17 protein-coding genes and 1 riboswitch are annotated in these 15,883 nt (G+C 63.6%); of the genes, 11 read left to right on the top strand and 6 right to left on the bottom strand.

Going from position 1 to position 15,883, the window contains the following annotated elements; genetic code table 11:
• Nucleotides 1-54: 54 nt before the first annotated feature.
• From ACTHN9_RS29005 to ACTHN9_RS28995, 3 genes are read left to right on the top strand one after another with little or no spacing between them, the layout of a single operon-like run.
• Nucleotides 55-732, top strand: a complete 678-nt coding sequence (locus ACTHN9_RS29005; protein WP_440540275.1) for an amino acid ABC transporter permease — start codon at nucleotides 55-57, stop codon at nucleotides 730-732.
• A complete protein-coding gene (locus tag ACTHN9_RS29000) occupies nucleotides 729-1,379 on the top strand; it encodes an amino acid ABC transporter permease (RefSeq protein ID WP_440540274.1) in 651 nt (216 codons plus the stop codon). Before ACTHN9_RS29005 ends, ACTHN9_RS29000 begins: the two co-directional genes overlap by 4 nt.
• A complete protein-coding gene (locus ACTHN9_RS28995; RefSeq protein ID WP_440540273.1) occupies nucleotides 1,366-2,085 on the top strand; it encodes an amino acid ABC transporter ATP-binding protein in 720 nt (239 codons plus the stop codon). Before ACTHN9_RS29000 ends, ACTHN9_RS28995 begins: the two co-directional genes overlap by 14 nt.
• 83 nt (nucleotides 2,086-2,168) lie before the next feature.
• Here the strand turns inward: ACTHN9_RS28995 and ACTHN9_RS28990 are convergent, their stop codons facing one another.
• From ACTHN9_RS28990 to gstA, 3 genes are all read right to left on the bottom strand, one after another.
• Nucleotides 2,169-4,385: a LamG-like jellyroll fold domain-containing protein gene (locus ACTHN9_RS28990; protein ID WP_440540272.1), complete on the bottom strand. Its 2,217-nt coding sequence runs from the start codon at nucleotides 4,383-4,385 to the stop codon at nucleotides 2,169-2,171.
• Nucleotides 4,386-4,530: 145 nt separating this feature from the next.
• Nucleotides 4,531-5,223, bottom strand: coding sequence for a glutathione S-transferase family protein (locus ACTHN9_RS28985; protein WP_440540271.1), 693 nt, complete (start codon nucleotides 5,221-5,223; stop codon nucleotides 4,531-4,533).
• Nucleotides 5,220-5,846, bottom strand: a complete 627-nt coding sequence (gene gstA / locus ACTHN9_RS28980) for a glutathione transferase GstA (protein ID WP_440540270.1) — start codon at nucleotides 5,844-5,846, stop codon at nucleotides 5,220-5,222. The genes ACTHN9_RS28985 and gstA overlap by 4 nt, the downstream gene beginning before the upstream one ends.
• A 174-nt stretch (nucleotides 5,847-6,020) precedes the next feature.
• Here gstA and ACTHN9_RS28975 point away from each other — a divergent pair, with 174 nt between their 5' ends.
• From ACTHN9_RS28975 to ACTHN9_RS28945, 7 genes are all read left to right on the top strand, one after another.
• Nucleotides 6,021-6,968, top strand: a complete 948-nt coding sequence (locus ACTHN9_RS28975) for a LysR family transcriptional regulator (RefSeq protein WP_440540269.1) — start codon at nucleotides 6,021-6,023, stop codon at nucleotides 6,966-6,968.
• 201 nt (nucleotides 6,969-7,169) lie between these two features.
• Nucleotides 7,170-7,916: a glucose 1-dehydrogenase gene (locus tag ACTHN9_RS28970; protein ID WP_440540268.1), complete on the top strand. Its 747-nt coding sequence runs from the start codon at nucleotides 7,170-7,172 to the stop codon at nucleotides 7,914-7,916.
• Nucleotides 7,917-8,149: 233 nt separating this feature from the next.
• The gene (locus ACTHN9_RS28965) at nucleotides 8,150-10,042 is read left to right on the top strand and encodes an SAM-dependent methyltransferase (RefSeq protein WP_440540267.1); all 1,893 of its coding nucleotides are present in this window, start codon (nucleotides 8,150-8,152) and stop codon (nucleotides 10,040-10,042) included.
• A gap of 161 nt (nucleotides 10,043-10,203) precedes the next feature.
• On the top strand, nucleotides 10,204-10,899 hold the full coding sequence (locus ACTHN9_RS28960; protein ID WP_440540266.1) for a phosphatase PAP2 family protein: 696 nt from the start codon (nucleotides 10,204-10,206) through the stop codon (nucleotides 10,897-10,899).
• A gap of 342 nt (nucleotides 10,900-11,241) precedes the next feature.
• Nucleotides 11,242-12,138 (top strand): hypothetical protein, encoded by an 897-nt coding sequence (locus tag ACTHN9_RS28955; protein WP_440540265.1) that lies wholly within the window; start codon nucleotides 11,242-11,244, stop codon nucleotides 12,136-12,138.
• Between the two features lie 210 nt (nucleotides 12,139-12,348).
• A riboswitch (Fluoride riboswitch) is annotated at nucleotides 12,349-12,411 on the top strand.
• An 80-nt stretch (nucleotides 12,412-12,491) separates the two neighbouring features.
• Nucleotides 12,492-12,878 (top strand): fluoride efflux transporter CrcB, encoded by a 387-nt coding sequence (gene crcB, locus ACTHN9_RS28950; RefSeq protein WP_440540264.1) that lies wholly within the window; start codon nucleotides 12,492-12,494, stop codon nucleotides 12,876-12,878.
• Nucleotides 12,879-13,022: 144 nt separating this feature from the next.
• A complete protein-coding gene (locus ACTHN9_RS28945) occupies nucleotides 13,023-13,355 on the top strand; it encodes a DUF190 domain-containing protein (RefSeq protein WP_440540263.1) in 333 nt (110 codons plus the stop codon).
• 40 nt (nucleotides 13,356-13,395) lie between these two features.
• On the opposite strand, the gene ACTHN9_RS28940 is transcribed toward ACTHN9_RS28945, so the two are convergent.
• From ACTHN9_RS28940 to ACTHN9_RS28930, 3 genes are all read right to left on the bottom strand, one after another.
• On the bottom strand, nucleotides 13,396-13,959 hold the full coding sequence (locus tag ACTHN9_RS28940; protein ID WP_440540262.1) for a YggT family protein: 564 nt from the start codon (nucleotides 13,957-13,959) through the stop codon (nucleotides 13,396-13,398).
• Nucleotides 13,960-14,055: 96 nt separating this feature from the next.
• Nucleotides 14,056-14,373 carry an EthD family reductase gene (locus ACTHN9_RS28935; protein ID WP_440540261.1) on the bottom strand — a complete coding sequence of 106 codons (318 nt, stop codon included), beginning with the start codon at nucleotides 14,371-14,373 and terminating at the stop codon, nucleotides 14,056-14,058.
• An 80-nt stretch (nucleotides 14,374-14,453) separates the two neighbouring features.
• Complete coding sequence (locus tag ACTHN9_RS28930) at nucleotides 14,454-15,374, bottom strand: Rossmann-like and DUF2520 domain-containing protein (RefSeq protein WP_440540260.1); 921 nt, start codon at nucleotides 15,372-15,374, stop codon at nucleotides 14,454-14,456.
• A gap of 256 nt (nucleotides 15,375-15,630) precedes the next feature.
• On the opposite strand from ACTHN9_RS28930, the gene ACTHN9_RS28925 reads away from it, so the two are divergent.
• Nucleotides 15,631-15,792 (top strand): hypothetical protein, encoded by a 162-nt coding sequence (locus tag ACTHN9_RS28925; RefSeq protein WP_277430075.1) that lies wholly within the window; start codon nucleotides 15,631-15,633, stop codon nucleotides 15,790-15,792.
• The last annotated feature ends 91 nt before the right edge of the window (nucleotides 15,793-15,883 follow it).

Below are 15,883 nucleotides of genomic sequence, written 5' to 3'. Positions count from 1 at the left end.
GTTCGCCGCCGCAAGCGGCGCGCAGTCCCGTGATTTGTTTCGGCGGTATCGTTCATGAGTTATCAATTGCAGTTCGGCGAACTCTCGGCCTATGCCGGCATGTTCGCCAGTGGCGCGGCCGTGACGCTAGCGCTGACCGCTGCGTCGACGCTGCTCGGTGTGAGCGTCGGCGTGCTCGGTGCGGCAGCGAGCGACAGCCGCAGTCCCTCCCTCCGCCGGGTGACCCTAGCGTACGTCGAAGCCATTCGCAATACGCCGTTTCTCGTTCAGCTCTTCTTCGTATTCTTCGGATTGCCCGCGCTCGGCATTCATATCGGCGAGTACACGGCGGCTGTTGCCGCCATGACGCTCAATCTCGGCGCCTATTGCGTGGAGATCTTGCGCGCGGGCATTCGGGCCGTACCCAAAGGGCACCATGAGGCCGCCGCCGCGCTGGCGATGTCCCGCCGCGAAACGTTCGTTCATGTCTTGCTGCCGCAGGCGTTCGCCAAGGTGTCTCCCGCGCTCGCGAGCCAGATCGTCATTACGATGCTGGGTTCGGCGGTGGTCTCTCAAATATCCGTCGCCGATCTCACCTATGCGGCCAGCTACGTGCAATCGCGCAATTTCCGCGCGTTCGAAACGTACTTCCTCATTGCCGGCGTCTATTTCGTCATGGCGCTCGCGTTGCGCGCCGTGCTCTCGGCGGCGGCCCGCAGGCTCTTCGCGCGCAACTTGCGGGGGGCGCGATGATCGAGTTCACCTTCGGCCAGATCTTCGAAGCCCTGCTTCTAGCAGCGCGTTGGACCGTTTTGCTTTCGCTCGTTTCGTTCTTCGCAGGCGGGGCGGTCGGCCTCGTGTTGCTCGTCATGCGGGTGTCGCGCTCGCGCGCATTGCGTGCGCTGGTGCGCGTCTATGTCGAGGTGTTTCAAGGCACACCGCTGCTGATGCAACTGTTCATCGTGTTCTTTGGGTTGCCGCTCGTCGGTATCGATGTTTCCCCCTGGGTCGCGGCTACACTCGGGCTCACGTTTTTCACGAGCGCCTATTTGGCGGAAATCTGGCGCGGCTGTGTCGAGGCGGTGCCAAAAGGGCAATGGGAAGCCTCCGAAAGCCTTGCCATGAATTACTTCGAGCAATTGCGGCACGTGATTCTGCCGCAAGCAGCGCGCATCGCTATCGCGCCGACCGTCGGTTTCGGCGTGCAAGCGATCAAGGACACGGCGCTCGTGTCGATCATCGGATTCTCGGAACTCACGAAGGCCGGTACCGAAATTTCGAATGCGACATTCAAGCCTTTCCTCGTCTACGGCCTCGTCGCGCTCATCTACTTTGCGCTCTGCTATCCGCTCACGCGTTACGCGCGCACCTTGCAAAGGACGCTGTATGCCCCTCGTTGAAACTCTCGGTGTCGAAAAGCAGTTCGGCACGAACCATGTGTTGAAGGGAATCGATCTTTCGGTCGAACGCGGGCAGGTGGTGTCGATCATCGGCCGCAGCGGATCGGGCAAGAGTACGTTCTTGCGGACCTTGAACGGGCTCGAGAGCATCGATGCCGGATCGATCCGAATCGACGGCGCGCATATCGACGCGCGTCACGCCGACCTACGCACGCTGCGTTTGAAAGTGGGGATGGTGTTTCAGCAGTACAACCTGTTTCCGCATCTCACGGCCGGCGAAAACGTCGCGCTGGCGCAGACCGTGGTGAAGAAGACGCCTCGGGGCGAGGCGCGTGCCCAAGCCGAGAAGATGCTCGAGCGCGTCGGGCTTGGCGATAAATTCGACGCCTATCCCGATCAGCTTTCGGGCGGCCAGCAACAACGCGTAGCTATTGCACGTGCGCTCGCAATGAACCCGAGCGTGCTGCTGTGCGACGAAATCACGTCCGCGCTCGATCCGGAACTCGTCGGCGAGGTGCTGAGCGTTGTCGAAAGCCTCGCGCGCGAGCACATGACGCTCATCATGGTGACGCACGAGATGCGCTTCGCTCGCACGGTGAGCGATAAGGTGGTCTTCATGCATGAGGGCCGCGTATGGGAAAGCGGCCCGCCCGATGAGATTTTCGACCGGCCTTCGACGGTGGAATTGCGCCGTTTTATCCAGTAGGGCACAGCGGGCCGCCGCCCGCCGTCGACGATGGGGATGACGACGGAGGCGGCGAGCGCTATAGCTGTAGCTGTAGCGTCACTTCAACGGGCCAGCGCTGCTACCTCCGCGGTACTCAACGCGCCCGCGTAAATGCGCAAGCCCTGGATGCGACCGTTGAACGATGGATGCGCCCAATTGCGGCCCAGGAAGGCAACCTGGTCGCCCACCTGGCGCGGCGACAGCAGGATTTCGTCGGATTTTCCGGCCTCGGTACCGTCAACGTACAGGCGGCAGGTATTGCCCCGCAGCGTGACCGCGAGATGGACCCAGCGGCGAATCGGCAGGGGCCACGGCGCCGCCACCACCTGCGAATCGTTGAAGGTCGCGCCAAAGATCGAGAAGCACAGCGTGCCTGAGCCGGTCTGGGGTGCGATGCACATGGCTGCGTTCGCGTCCAGTCCCGCGAAGAACACGCAGCTGTCCCAGTGCAACCCATTCGCGTAGACCCAAAGCGACACGCTGAAGTCGTCGAGGTCGCTGAACAGCCCCGACGGCAACTGCAGGCCTGCCTTCTTGCCGTCGAACACGATGGCCTTGTCGTTGAGGCGCCCGTCGCCCCAGGTCGCGCCGTCCAGCAGCTTGCCCTCCACCGCGCTCCAGGTGCCCGCGGAGGTCATCAGCGCGCCAACCGTGCCGGTGCCGTTCGGGTTGTTCAGCGGCATGGATAGGCGCCACTCTCCGGGAACGGCGATACGCACCACGTTGGAGCCGGCTCCCTGGGCGCCGCGGCCTTGCGCCGTGATTTGGTAGAACCAGACGCCGTTGGGCGGGATATCGCTGTACGTGAGCCACTCGCTCGCCGAAACCGTGCCCACCAGCCTGAAGGGGCCGTTGGCCCCGCTTGCGCGCTTGACTTCGTACGAGGTCGCGCCGACGCTACCCCACCAAGACAGCACGACGCGGTCGCCGCGCAAGTTGGCCGTGAGGCCCGACGCCGGCTTCATGGGGCCGGCATAGTCCGGGCGGCGATGGATCAGCGTCGGCCACCAGACGTCGTCGCTGCTGCCCCCGTACTTCGGCTCGCACAACTTCACCATGCGCGCGACGTTCGGCGCCGCCAGACCCAGGCGGTTGACGTAGTGGTTGTAGATGGGCTCCCAGCAGTTGCGGCCCATGTGGCCGTAGTTCACTTGCGTCCAGAAAGACGGGTGGGGCTGCGACGGATTGTTCTCGCGCACATAGGGCATCGGGTAGTTCTTGCCGTTCTCGTCGAGCAGGTTCGAGCGCGCCACATACTCCGCCGCTGCCAGGAAGCGGTTGTTGTACATCCCGTACAGATCGTCGCCCTGGTTCCAGGCCATCTCCAGCAGGTCGCCGCCCAGCGACATGCCCAGTGTCGAGTGGCCCTGGTCGCGGCCGCTTTCCTCCCACTGGCCGAAATGGCCCGGGTGCATGAAGTACACGCCATGCCCGATCGCGCCGTTGCCGAAGTTCCGGAGCTTGCCGCGGTTGTTGCCCGCGTAGCAGTCGCAGGCCAGCCGGTAGAGGTCGGGTCGGTCGCAGAACACGCCGATCGCCATGGCGCCCGCCAACGAGGCCATGTCCCAGTTAGCATGGGACCCGATGTGCCCGTCGCTGAGGAACCACGACGATATCGGGGCGAAGACGTTGAGCAGCATGTCCTGGAAGCGCTTCAGGCTCTGCGGTGCCCAGCCGGAGTAAGTGCGCAGGACTTCGCCGATCTGCGCCAACTGGTGGCCTTGAATGCCGGCCAGGATGATGAAGGTGTGGTCATCATGGGCGGTCGATCCGGGAGGCACCGTTCCGATCACCTTCAGCGTGTTCGCCCAGGCATCCAGGAACTCCACGGCCTTGTCGGCATAGCGGTTGTCCTGCGGGTCGGACAGCTTCCATCGCAGGACGAGGCTCCAGGCGCGCCAGATGTCGACGTACAGATTGTTCTTGCTGCCGTCGGCCCGGTAGACTGCGGGCAGCGGGTAGGGCCGGGTATCCAGCGAGGACATGTGCTCGGCGCACAGCGTTTTCCACCAGCCTGCCCACGGCTCTTGGCCGGCATTGATGAGCGCGCGGATGCGAGTGAAGTCGTCTTCGGTGACCAGCAGCCCCGGGTGGCGGAAGACGCCACTCTCCGAAGCCGGCGTGAGCGCCGTAGGTGCCAGAGCGGCCCGCGCCGCCTGGATTCCGACTCCCGGCAGTAGCGGCAGCATGGGGACGAGGCCCAGGCCCAATGACAACGCTCGACGCGTAGGGTTCGGCAACGCTTCGAGGCTGGCGTGATCCACGATCTTTTTCGACACCTTCGTTCCCTCTGTTGTCTGGTTGAACTGCGCAACAGTAGGGCAGCGCGACAACGCAAGTCAACGCTATCGCCCAAGCGGTGAGTATTGTTGAATTTTTGCGAACTGCCCCTCGGTTTGGGTACGAAGGGCCGTTATCGCCCTCTCACGACGTCCTAAGCAAATAAGCATCGTGCTTGACGAGAAATGCCCGTAGCCGAACACCATAGTCGGGCGTCACGGCGTCCACGACGCTCTGCCGCTCGAACAACGCCCGCCGCCACGCACGCAATTTCGGCGTTGGCGCAAACATGCCCGTCGGCATCAATGCATCGAACACGTCGAAGTACCGAAAGACCGGCGCAAACGCGGCATCGACAAGGCACATTCTCGACCCTGAAAACAACGGACCGTCGCCGATTTGCGCTTCGACGCGAGCGAACTTCTGCGCAAGTGCCGCGCGCTTCGCCTCGTATGTCGCAGCGTCGGTGGCAGTTTCGAATCCCCAAACGTCGCCCAGAATCGCCGAGGCAAACTCGATCCAGCCGCGATGCCGTGCTCGTTCGAGCGGGTCCGCCGGATGCAGCGCGGGGCCTGCACCCACGTCTTCGAGATACTCGCAAATCACCGCGCTTTCGAAGATGGCGGCCGAGCCCCCCGTATCGTCGTCCACAAGCAGCAGCGGCACTTTGCCGAGCGGCGAGACCGCTCGAAACCAGTCGGGCTTATCGGCGAGGTCGACATAGCGGCGCTCGAACGCGACGCCCTTTTCCGCCAGGGCGATGGCGGCGCGCTGGACATATGGGCACAAACGATGGCTCGCCAACGTATAAGCCGGCGCCGTGGCGGCAGTCGTCATGCCGGCACCTTCAGGCCTTCGGCCTTCATCGCCTCGCGCACGGCTGGGCGCGCGCCCACGCGTTCCATATAAGCGCGCAGGTTCGCAAAGCCCGAAAGATCGACATCGACGAAGGTCGACCAATTGACGACCGTAAAGAGATACGCGTCGGCCGCCGTGAACGATTCGCCCATCAGAAACGGTCCGCCGGCGGCCAGGTGCCGGTCGACGAATCCCAGCCGCTCGGCAAGCCTGCCCCGTGCGATCGCGTGCACTTGTGCACCGTATTCGGCATGAAACAACCACGGGCTAAACACCTTGTGAAGCTCGGTCGCGATGAAATTGAGCCACGATTGCAGGCGCGTTCGCGCAAGCGTGCCCGCGGCCGGAGCGAGACCGCTGTCCGGTTTCAGGTCGGCGAGGTATTGAACGATGGCCGGACCTTCGGTCAGCAATGTGCCGTCGTCCAATTCGAGTACCGGCACATAGCCGTTCGGATTCACCGTCGAAAACTCGGCACCCGATGCCGTCGTATGCGGCGTTTTGCCGATGTTCACGCGGGTCAATTCGAGCGCAATGCCGGCTTCGACGGCAACGATATGCGGCGACAAAGAACAAGCGGCAGGGGAGTAGTAGAGCTTCATAGGGGCCTCGTAAAGAATGCGCAGGACAAAGTAGGCAAGACAAACGGAGAACAACAAACGGAGCAAGGCAAAACGCGACAACGGACCCAGCATACGGCGTGCATGGTTGCAATGTCCATTGCGCCAATGCCATTTCGGTTTGCATCTACGCAAGCGATCGTTTAATGTTGCCGGATGAACGATTGGAACGATCTGCGCCTCGTGCTCGCCGTGCATCGCGCGTCAAGTTTGACGAGTGCCGCCGCGCGGCTGAATGTCGACCACTCCACCGCCTTTCGGCGTCTGAAGGCGCTCGAAACGCGGCTGGGCATGCGGCTGTTCGAACGGCTCTCCGGCGGCATCTATCAGGCGACCGAAGCAGGGCTGCGCATGGCCTGCGCGGCCGAGCGCATGGAGGACGAAGCACTCGCGCTCGATCGTGCGCTCACCGGGCACGATCATCGGCTGTCGGGGCGGCTGCGCGTCACCTCGTCGGAAACACTGGCCTACAGTCGGCTGACGCGGCATCTAGCCGCATTTCGTCAGGCGCATCCCGGCGTCGTGGTCGAATTGGCCACGGATAACCGCGTGCTCAATCTTTCCCGCCGCGAGGCCGATGTTGCGTTGCGCCCGGTCCGGCCGCGCGAGGCAGACCTATGGGGGCGCAGGCTCGCGCAAGTCGCTTGGGGCTTTTACGCGGCGCCGGCCTATCTGGCCGAGCAAGGTGGCCCCGTGCCGAGCTTGGACGCGCTCGCGAGCCATCGCTTGATCGGCTGGGAGTACGGCACGATGTCGATCCAAGCTGCCGAATGGCTAGCTCGTATGGCCCCCCAGGACGCCTTCGTTTATCGCAGTAACAGTCTCGTGAATCAACTCGTCGCGGCGCGCTCGGGCATTGGGCTTGCCTTGTTGCCTTGCTATTTGGGCGATAGCGATCATGGCGTCGTGCGTGCGTTGCCCCAGCCGGTATCCGATCTGGAGGGCGAACTATGGATCGTGGCGCATACCGATCTGAAAGGCACGGCCCGAGTCAGGGCATTTTTCGATGTGGTCGGCGATGGCCTCTCGCGCGAACGCGAGTTGTTCGAAGGGCGGGGCGGCGCATCGCCACCCCAAAGTTGGACGCAGTCAATGCAGTATTAAAACCCGGCGTTCCGTCGATTGCGCTATCGACGTCCTGGCCCATTGCGCGGCTTCGAGATTGTTCGTCGATTCCACCATGTCAATTCGCGTCGATCCACTTTATCCACGGGCAGCGACTGCCTACATTGCATCCACCGCAAGCCGGTAGGCAATGCATGCCGCCGGTCCCCTCACAGCATCGAATCGAATGGAGAAATGGTTATGGGTAAGCTCACAGGCAAAGTCGCTGTCGTCACGGGTGCGTCGAAGGGTATCGGCGCCGGCATCGCTAAGGCGCTCGCGGCCGATGGCGCTTCCGTCGTCGTCAACTACGCGAGCAGCCGCGCGGGCGCGGACGCCGTCGTTGCCGCGATCGCCTCGGCAGGCGGCAAGGCCGTGGCCGTGGGCGGCGATGTATCGAAGGCCGCGGACGCGCAAGGGATCATCGATGCAGCGATCGAAAGCTATGGCCGCATCGACATCCTGGTCAACAATTCGGGCGTCTACGAGTTGGCGCCGATCGAAGAATTTACCGAAGAGCAATTCCACCGGCAGTTCAATATCAACGTACTTGGCGTGTTGCTCACGACCAAAGCCGCGCTGAAGCACATGGGCGAAGGCGCGAGCGTCATCAACGTGAGTTCGGTGGTGACCACGATCACGCCGCCGGGGACCGCGGTGTATTCGGGTACGAAAGGCGCCGTCGATGCCATCACGGGCGTGCTGTCCCGCGAGCTTGGGCCGCGCAAAATCCGCGTCAACGCGATCAATCCGGGCATCGTGATCACCGAAGGGACGCACGCGGCAGGGATCGCCGGCTCGGACTTCGAAGCGATGGCCGTGAGCCAAACGCCGCTCGGCCGCGTGGGCCATCCGGAAGATATCGCATCGATCGCCGTGTTCCTCGCGTCCGACGACTCGGCTTGGATGACCGGAGAACACATCGTTGCCAGCGGTGGCATGCGCTAACGGGGCGATCGTCATTCCAACGCCGCCAATCGCATACGTTCTGTATCGAAATCGCGCCCACCTCTCCACGCGTTCCTAAACGCCGCCCGCCGCCCGCCGTAGTGGCATGAATCTGCTCGCCGCTGACCGGCTGGCCGCCGGGTGAGGGCCGCCCCTCTCCGTTACCATTTCGATTCCCCTTGCACCTGACGTTACGTCAGGTTTTAACGTTGGAACCGACGAACGGAGAGGTCATGCAACTCAAGATCGGTGAACTGGCAAAGCGGGCCGGCCTGAGTGTTCGAGCGCTGCATCACTACGACTCGATCGGGTTGTTGTCGCCGTCGCAGCGGACCGATGGCGGCGCGCGCCTGTATGGGCGCGACGACCTGGTCCGGCTGCATCGGATCGAGGCGCTGAAGCGGTTCGGCTATTCGCTTCCCGACATCAAGGCCAGCCTGGATGGCAGTCAGGCCAGCGCACCGATTCAGATTCTGCAACGCCAGATCGCGGAACTCGACGCGCAGGCATCGCGCGCGCAGCGCCTCAGTCGCCATTTGCGACACCTCGTCGAGATGCTGGACGCCGGTGGCGAAACGCCGGCGATCGATTGGCTGAACACGCTGGAGCTGATGAATATGTACCAAAAGCACCTGAACGACGACGAAGTGGGGACGCTGTTTCGATCCGGGCCGGACGCGGCCGCGCCGATGGATCCGCGATGGGTCGAACTCGTCGACGAGGTTGGCCGCGCCATGCGGCAAGCGCTGCCCACCGACGCCGAGGCGGCCCACGCGCTGGCTTGGCGCTGGATGCGGCTCGTGACGCGGATGTGCGGCAACGACCCGGCGCTGGCCACCAAGCTGATGAAAATCCAGATCGGCGAGCCGCGCGCGCAGCAAATCGTCGGGATCACAGCCGAGATGTTGGCGTGGATCGATGAAGCGTTCATTCAAGCGCGTTGCGCGCTGTTTGCCAAGTATCTCGAGCCGGCGCACATGGCCGAGGTGCGACGCCGTCAACTCGATGCGCGCAATCGGCGCGCTTGGCCCGAATTGGTGCTCGAATTGCGCGCTTACATGGAAGAAGGCGTCGAGCCCGGCGCGCAGCCGGTGCAGGGGCTGGTCAAGCGCTGGCAGGCGCTTTTCCGCGACAGCTTCTGCGGCGACGACATGGCGTTGGAGGTGCGCGTTCGCGATGCCTTGATGCGAGAGCCGGATTTGCAACTGGGCATCGGCCTCGACGACGCGGCCCTAGCTTATCTGCACAAAGCACACGTCATTGGGCCGACTTCGCCGTCCTTCGATGCCGGGCCCAAGCCGAGCGCGCTGTTGGTGGCCAAGCAGCGAGCGGCGCACCAACTGCTCGATCGGCCGCTCGTGCTCGACGATCCGGTCGCGTTGGCGATGCTGGGCGACGCCGATGCCAAGGAACTGCGCGAGAACCTCGACCGGTTCCGCCATCCGATGTCGACGGGCATGCGCAGCTCGGTGGTGGTTCGCAGCCGGCTCGCCGACGACTTGTGGGCCGAGGCCATCGCGCGCGGGGTGCACCAGTACGTTGTGCTCGGCGCCGGCCTCGATACGAGTGTCTACCGGCATCCCGACGCGCCCGGTCGCCTCTTCGAAGTCGATTTGCCCGCCACGCAGGAATGGAAGCGTGCTCGCTTAGCGCAAGCGGGCATCGCCGAGCCGCCCTCGCTGCGCTTCGTGCCGGTGGACTTCGAGCGCATCGGCTTGGCCGAGGGCTTGGCGCGTGCCGGGTTCGATCCCCAAGAGCCGGCATTCTTCAGTTGGCTCGGCGTGACGATGTATCTCGACGAGGCGGCTGTCGTCGACACCTTGCGTTCCATCGCGGGATGCGCCAAAGGCAGTTCCGTGCTATTCGAATTTGCGCTCCCGCTGGCAAGCCTGCCGCCGATGATGCGCATCGCCATGGAGCAATTGGCGGCACGGCTCGCGCAAGGCGGCGAGCCGTGGAAAAGCTTCTTCGAACCGGCCGAACTCGCCGAGCGGCTGGCTGCGCTCGGCTACAGCGATAGCCGCGCCTGGCCGCCCGAGGAGCTGAACCGGCGCTATCTGGCTGGCCGCACCGATGCATTGCACCTTAGCGTCACGCCGGCTCGCTTGATCCACGCGACGGTCTGACAAGAGTGTGCGCGTATACACGGTTCGTATGACAAAGGTGTTGCCGTTTTTTTGAATTTTCAGCGAATATTTTTTGTGGGAGGGTATTGGGCGCTTGCCCGTCCTCGTCGCGGCGCGAGGACCGGCTGTGCGACCGTGCGGCTAAAGAAGGGAAGGACGTAGTGAACGGCTTCGACGATGCAATTTTGGTTTTCATGACGCAGCATGCGTTTCATTCCGGATTCGCGAACCGCGCGATCCGCGCGCTGACCGAGTTCTATACCATCAAAGGGCTCGTGTTGATGACGGTGCTATGGGGCATGTGGTTTGCACGGCGCGACGGCGGACAATCGAATCGGGAAATGGTGGTGGCGACGATCGCCAGCGGATTGCTCGCGCTTCTCGTCGGCAGACTGCTGGCGCATTATCTGCCGTTCCGCATCCGGCCCATACACGATGCGAGCCTGCATCTCCATTTCCCCGAAGCGACTTACACCGAACCCTCGCTGCGATTTTGGAGTTCGTTCCCAAGCGATCACGCCATGCTCTGGGGCGCGATCGCAACGGGGATCTTTCTCGTCTATCGCGCCATCGGCGTCTTTGCCCTGCTTTATACGGTGTGTTTCATCTTGTTGCCGCGCGTGTACTTGGGCCTGCATTACCCCACGGACGTCATCGCCGGCTTGCTGCTCGGGGTGGCACTGGCGTGCATCGTCACGCGCGAGGCGGTGCGCAAGAGGATCGCGGCCCCGATCCTACGGTGGATGGACCGATTTCCGGCTATCGGTTATGCGTTCGCCTTCGTCCTGTGTTTCGAGCTGATTACACAATTCGACGATATTCGAATCGCGACCGAGGCAATCAGGAAAGCGTTATGAAAATGAAAGTCTGAAAGACTCGGCATGACGATAACGTTTGCGGACGCACGCGGCCATGCTCGTGCTTAGGCGGTTAAGCGGTTTACCGATCTTCGCCATTTTGTCAATGCGGCGCCGATAACCACAGGCTAAAACGCAACGGAGCGGATTGCGCTAGGCGGATCCGGTATACTCCACGCCGCGCGATTCGGATATGCGAACAGGCTCGGGGGCAATACATTTATTCCAAACGGCCTGTCGCTGAGAGACCCGCCGGCGCGCATTCAACCATCGATCGACATAATGCGAAGAGACCGGCACGAGGGCTCGGCGTGGAACCGTTGCGTCCGCCGGAAATACCCAATGAAAATCAATTCGAAGCTTTCCCTTTCCCTTTCCTTGATTGCGTCGTTGGCGCTGGCTGCCTGTGGCGGCGGCGGCTCGAGTTCGTCGGGCACGACCGGCAACGCCGCGGCTCCGGCTACCGCCAGCGCGCCCACCACCACGTCGCCCACGTCGCCGACGTCGAGCACGCCGGTTGTCGGCGAAGCGCTCCCGAGCCTGTCCAGCCCGCAATCGGGCTCGACCGCCGCGGTCGGCAACGGCGTGGAAGGGATCTGGACGGCCCGCGGTGTGGTCACCAATAACACCGCCTTCATTGACACGAACAATCAGTTCACCTATATCGGCGGGATGTCGACCGTTGCCGTGAACCAGACGTTTGCGTCGCTCAACGTCGCCACGCCGAATTGGACGATGACATCGGGATCGAATTTCTCGTTCTCGTTCGTCAATCCGGTGACCGCGGGTTCGGGCACGTTCACCGCCAAGCAATCGTTCAGCGGCAGCTTTACCTCGAACGGTTCGAATACGACGCTCTCGCTCACGTACGATCCGGCCAACGCCCTCGCGGTCACGCAGGCAAGCGTCGCCGGAACCTGGGCGCAAACGGGCAGCTCGATTACGGTGGCCAACGACGGTACCGTGAGCGGCACGCTCAGCAACTGCACGGCCTCGGGCACCTTGGTGCTCAGCACGCCGAATTCGAGCAAGAACCTGTACACGATGAACGTGACCCTCGTACCGACCGCAGCTTCGTCGTCGGGCTCGTGCAGTCTCACGTCCACAACGACTTACACGGGCAATGCGGCCATCGTGTTCTTGCCGACCTCAAACGCGAATCTGTACACGCGCTCGGTCCTGTATGTCCTCCATTCGGGTACGACGGGCGTGGCGTACGGTCAACTGTCGAAGCAGTAAAGCCGATCCCGCCGCGGCTTGGCGTCTTCGTCGTCCCGACGAACGCCGTACCGCCGCGGCGCTCGTCGTGCTACCGAGAGCCGGGGCAGCGCGGGCGCGATTCGCGTGCTTTCGCGGGATATTGCCTAGCGCCGCTCAAACCCCTAAAGTAATGTCTCGTCGCATTGCGCGGCCGGGCGCTGCTGGCCCGCCCGAGTCCATCGCGGGCAGTGCGCACGGGGAGATGGCATTCCTCCTTGAACCGCCCTCGTGGCTGATGATGCCTACCATTCCCGAGCCGGAATCGGTAGGCGTTCGTTTGGCGCACCGTTTTCCGGTTCGATCGACAACACGATTCGAACCAGGACCGCACGTTGATCTACTCGATTCTCTCCATCTTCATCGGCGCCGGCCTTGGCGCGTTGCTGCGCTGGGCGCTGAGCCTCGGCCTGAACGCCGTCTTTCCGGCGATTCCCCTCGGCACGCTTGCGGCGAACTTGATCGGCGGCTATTTGATCGGCGTCGCCGCGGTGTTTTTCTCCTTCAAAGCCGGCTTGCCGCCCGAGTGGCGGCTCTTCGTTATCACGGGATTCATGGGCGGCTTGACGACGTTCTCGACGTTTTCGGCCGAAGTCGTGACCACGCTCGCGCAAGGCCAGCTCGGCTGGGCATTGGCCGAGGCCGGCATTCACTTGTTCGGTTCGTTCGCGCTGACGGCGCTGGGCATGTGGATGGCACGCATTTGGCTCATCGCCGCGTGATAGACGCGATGGACGGGGCCGCTAGCGCGGGTGCGATATGGCTGGCGAGGGCGCGCCGCCGCAGGCCCGTGACGTCGGTGCCGTTGTCGCCCGGGGCGTGAGGAGGCACAATCGAAGCACGTCGCGTTTGCGCTAGGAGGCGTGATGCAATCCGAGCAATACGTGTTGTTGCGGTTCTATGTCCACGAAAACCATCGCGTGCACGGCAAACTGCTGTGGGAGTGGCTGCTGCACTGCGCCAAGGAACTGGGCGTCATGGGCGGCTCGGCGTTTCGCGCCATGGCGGGCTTCGGCGCCCATCGGGTGTTGCACGAAGATCGCTTTTTCGAGCTGCAGGGGTCGCTGACGGTGGAAGTGGAGTTCGTCGCCACGGAGGCGGATGCCAGGCAGCTCATCCACCTCGTTTCGCAGGCCAACGTGCGGGCCGTCTACACGATCATTCCGACCACGTTCGGCGTCATTGGCGCCGACGCGTGACCGGGGAACGGGCGACGGGCAACGCGGCGCGGGCGGCTCGCTAGATGCCGAACAGCGTCAGCGATACCGCCATCCGCGTGACGATCATGAGCAGCACCTGCACGATCACGAACAGCAGAATCGGCGAAAGGTCGATGCCGCCTAGGTTCGGAATCACGCGGCGCAGCGGGTTCAGGAACGGCGCGGTCAACTGGTAGAGAATCGGCATGGCCGGCGAATGCGGGTTCAGCCACGAAAGCAGCGCCATGAGGATCGTCAGCCAGATCACGAGGTTGAGCGCCCATTTGACGAGCGTCAGCAGCGAGACGATCGCGATGATCGGCGCGACCCCGAGCGGATCGACGCCCGCAATCGCCACCATCGCGACGACATAGACGATCGCCGCCAGCAGCGCCGCGACGAGGCTCGCCACATCCACGCGCCGAGCGCTCGGCAAGGCACGCCGCAGCGGCAGCACGAGCCAGTTCGTCGCTTGGAAAATCGCGTTCGATACGGGGTTGTAAGGCGGCAGGCGGACGACCAGCATCCACGCACGCAGTACCAGCGCGGCGCCGAACAAGGTGAAAACGGTACTGAGCAGAAAGCGGGCAATATCCCCGAACATCGTCGATCCTTTCCTTCTTTGATTATCTGACTAGGTGCGAGGCGGATACCCCGCTCCACGGGCGGCCCATCCGCCTCGCTTGCGAGGCCGCTGACGTCAAACGTTGGCGACTACTTCGCTGATCAAAATTTGCGGCGTGCTGTCGGTGTAATTCGGGATATCCGCGACGAGTTCCGCCGCGGCCGGCGCGAACACCGCCTGGAATGCCTCCAGCGAATCGAACAAAAAATGCCCGGCAGCCACGAAGCCCGGAGCGGAATTCGGCTCGCCGCCGCTCAGGCCTTTGTCCACCGACCATCCTCGCAGCGCCGGCCCGAAATACCGGGCGGCAAGCAGCATGTGCTTCTCGCAATAGTAGCCGAGGTCGAAACGGACGTTTTCTCGATGAGGATAAAGGATGCTGACTTTGATCATTCTTGGGTTCTCGTCAGGTTGCTGAGCTGCGCGGGCGGCATCGAAACGGCCGTCGGCGCCGGTCGTCACCATATCACGGCTTACGCAGCGCCTGCACTGCGTGCAAGCGAGCGGGCGAGCGATGCTTGCACGGCGCGCGTCATGGCGTCGATCAATGCCGGAGGCTCCGAGCGCGATCGCGCCAACGACAGCGCGCGGCGCGTGAGCAGCGCGTAGAGCAAGGCGTGGTCGGCACCCAGCCCTTCGAATGCCGCAAGCTGCTGCTCGAGCAGGGCGGCGTCGCCGCGCGAAACAGGCCCGGCCAACGCACCCGACAAGCCCTTCTCGCGGGCCGCCTCCACCGTACCGGCCAACATCGGCAACAGGGCGCGCAAGGCTTGGCTCTCGTCGAAACCCAGCGCGCGCCAGAGATCGACCGCCTCGCTCAGCGCGGCGAGCGCGAAACTGGCCGCGTAATGGGCGGCGCCGTGATAAAACATGCGTTGACCGTTCGCGAGCGCCAGCACGTCGCAGCCAAGCGCGTGTGCGAGGGTGCGAAGAGACGGGGCTAGATCGTCGGCCGCCTCGACGGTGACCGAGCAGCCGGCGATCCGGTCCAGATCCGCGGGGTCGCCGCTGAATAGGTAGAGCGGGTGGAACCCGCCGATCGACGCGCCCTGCGCCCGCGCCGCGGCGAGCGCTTCGACGCTCGTCGCGCCGCTGCAATGGACGAGTGCCACCGTGCCCGCGCCGCGCGTTGTAAACGTCAATTTGTTCGCGATCGTACCGATGCTGTCATCGGGAACCGCTAAAAAGACAAGGTCGGAGGAATCGACGACGGCCTGCGCATCGGCCACCGCCCGGCACGACGGCAAAGCTTGGGCGAGCCGCGTAGCGGAGGCGGGCGAGCGGGCGCTGACCGCGGCGACGGGATAGCCCGCGCGCGCGAACCCCGCGGCCAAGCAGCGGGCCAAACGGCCGGCGCCGATGAAACCGAGTCGTGGAAGGGCAGGAAGCGGCATGATCGAGCGGGGCGGAACGCCTACGGCGAATTCGCGCCAAACGGAAAACCGCCAGTATGGCGCATCGGCACCGTAGCGGGATGCCACCCCATGCGCATACCTTGTCGCGCCCGACTTAGCAACGGGGGTTCGTGCCGATTTTCGTCGATTCGTTTCGGGCGTCGTATGGAGAGGCGCGGTCGGCCCTCGCAGCGGGTGCCGAACCGGAGCGCTCCGTTCTTCGATCTTGCGTCGCAGCCATGCATGGGAGGTCACGATGAACGTTTTTGCCTACCGTAAGCACTTGCGGTTTCTCAGCCGTGCACAACGCCGGCTCTGGTGGGATCAGAAGAAGCGGCTGACGCCGCGCGTCAAAATCGGGGAAGCCTACGTGCCGCCCAGCATCACGCGCGAATTCACCTACGTCAAAGTCGGATGATGCACATCGATGGCTCGACGGCCAGGCGTCGCAGCGAGCGCACGCCGGTCGTTCCTGCTCGGCCGGTAGCCGGCTGCCAAGCCTCCGGCGG

This window comes from Trinickia sp. (genome assembly GCF_051953405.1).
Taxonomy (GTDB): domain Bacteria; phylum Pseudomonadota; class Gammaproteobacteria; order Burkholderiales; family Burkholderiaceae; genus Trinickia.
This window is presented reverse-complemented; position numbering and strand designations above follow the sequence as displayed.

What these genes read in the sequence shown, in the direction of transcription:
- ACTHN9_RS29005 (WP_440540275.1), top strand. Translation starts at nt 55, where the DNA reads ATGAGTTATCAATTGCAGTTCGGCGAACTCTCGGCCTATGCCGGCATG.
- ACTHN9_RS29000 (WP_440540274.1), top strand. Translation starts at nt 729, where the DNA reads ATGATCGAGTTCACCTTCGGCCAGATCTTCGAAGCCCTGCTTCTAGCA.
- ACTHN9_RS28995 (WP_440540273.1), top strand. Translation starts at nt 1,366, where the DNA reads ATGCCCCTCGTTGAAACTCTCGGTGTCGAAAAGCAGTTCGGCACGAAC.
- ACTHN9_RS28985 (WP_440540271.1), bottom strand. Translation starts at nt 5,223, where the DNA reads ATGACGACTGCCGCCACGGCGCCGGCTTATACGTTGGCGAGCCATCGT.
- gstA (WP_440540270.1), bottom strand. Translation starts at nt 5,846, where the DNA reads ATGAAGCTCTACTACTCCCCTGCCGCTTGTTCTTTGTCGCCGCATATC.
- ACTHN9_RS28975 (WP_440540269.1), top strand. Translation starts at nt 6,021, where the DNA reads ATGAACGATTGGAACGATCTGCGCCTCGTGCTCGCCGTGCATCGCGCG.
- ACTHN9_RS28970 (WP_440540268.1), top strand. Translation starts at nt 7,170, where the DNA reads ATGGGTAAGCTCACAGGCAAAGTCGCTGTCGTCACGGGTGCGTCGAAG.
- ACTHN9_RS28965 (WP_440540267.1), top strand. Translation starts at nt 8,150, where the DNA reads ATGCAACTCAAGATCGGTGAACTGGCAAAGCGGGCCGGCCTGAGTGTT.
- ACTHN9_RS28955 (WP_440540265.1), top strand. Translation starts at nt 11,242, where the DNA reads ATGAAAATCAATTCGAAGCTTTCCCTTTCCCTTTCCTTGATTGCGTCG.
- ACTHN9_RS28945 (WP_440540263.1), top strand. Translation starts at nt 13,023, where the DNA reads ATGCAATCCGAGCAATACGTGTTGTTGCGGTTCTATGTCCACGAAAAC.
- ACTHN9_RS28940 (WP_440540262.1), bottom strand. Translation starts at nt 13,959, where the DNA reads ATGTTCGGGGATATTGCCCGCTTTCTGCTCAGTACCGTTTTCACCTTG.
- ACTHN9_RS28935 (WP_440540261.1), bottom strand. Translation starts at nt 14,373, where the DNA reads ATGATCAAAGTCAGCATCCTTTATCCTCATCGAGAAAACGTCCGTTTC.
- ACTHN9_RS28930 (WP_440540260.1), bottom strand. Translation starts at nt 15,374, where the DNA reads ATGCCGCTTCCTGCCCTTCCACGACTCGGTTTCATCGGCGCCGGCCGT.
- ACTHN9_RS28925 (WP_277430075.1), top strand. Translation starts at nt 15,631, where the DNA reads ATGAACGTTTTTGCCTACCGTAAGCACTTGCGGTTTCTCAGCCGTGCA.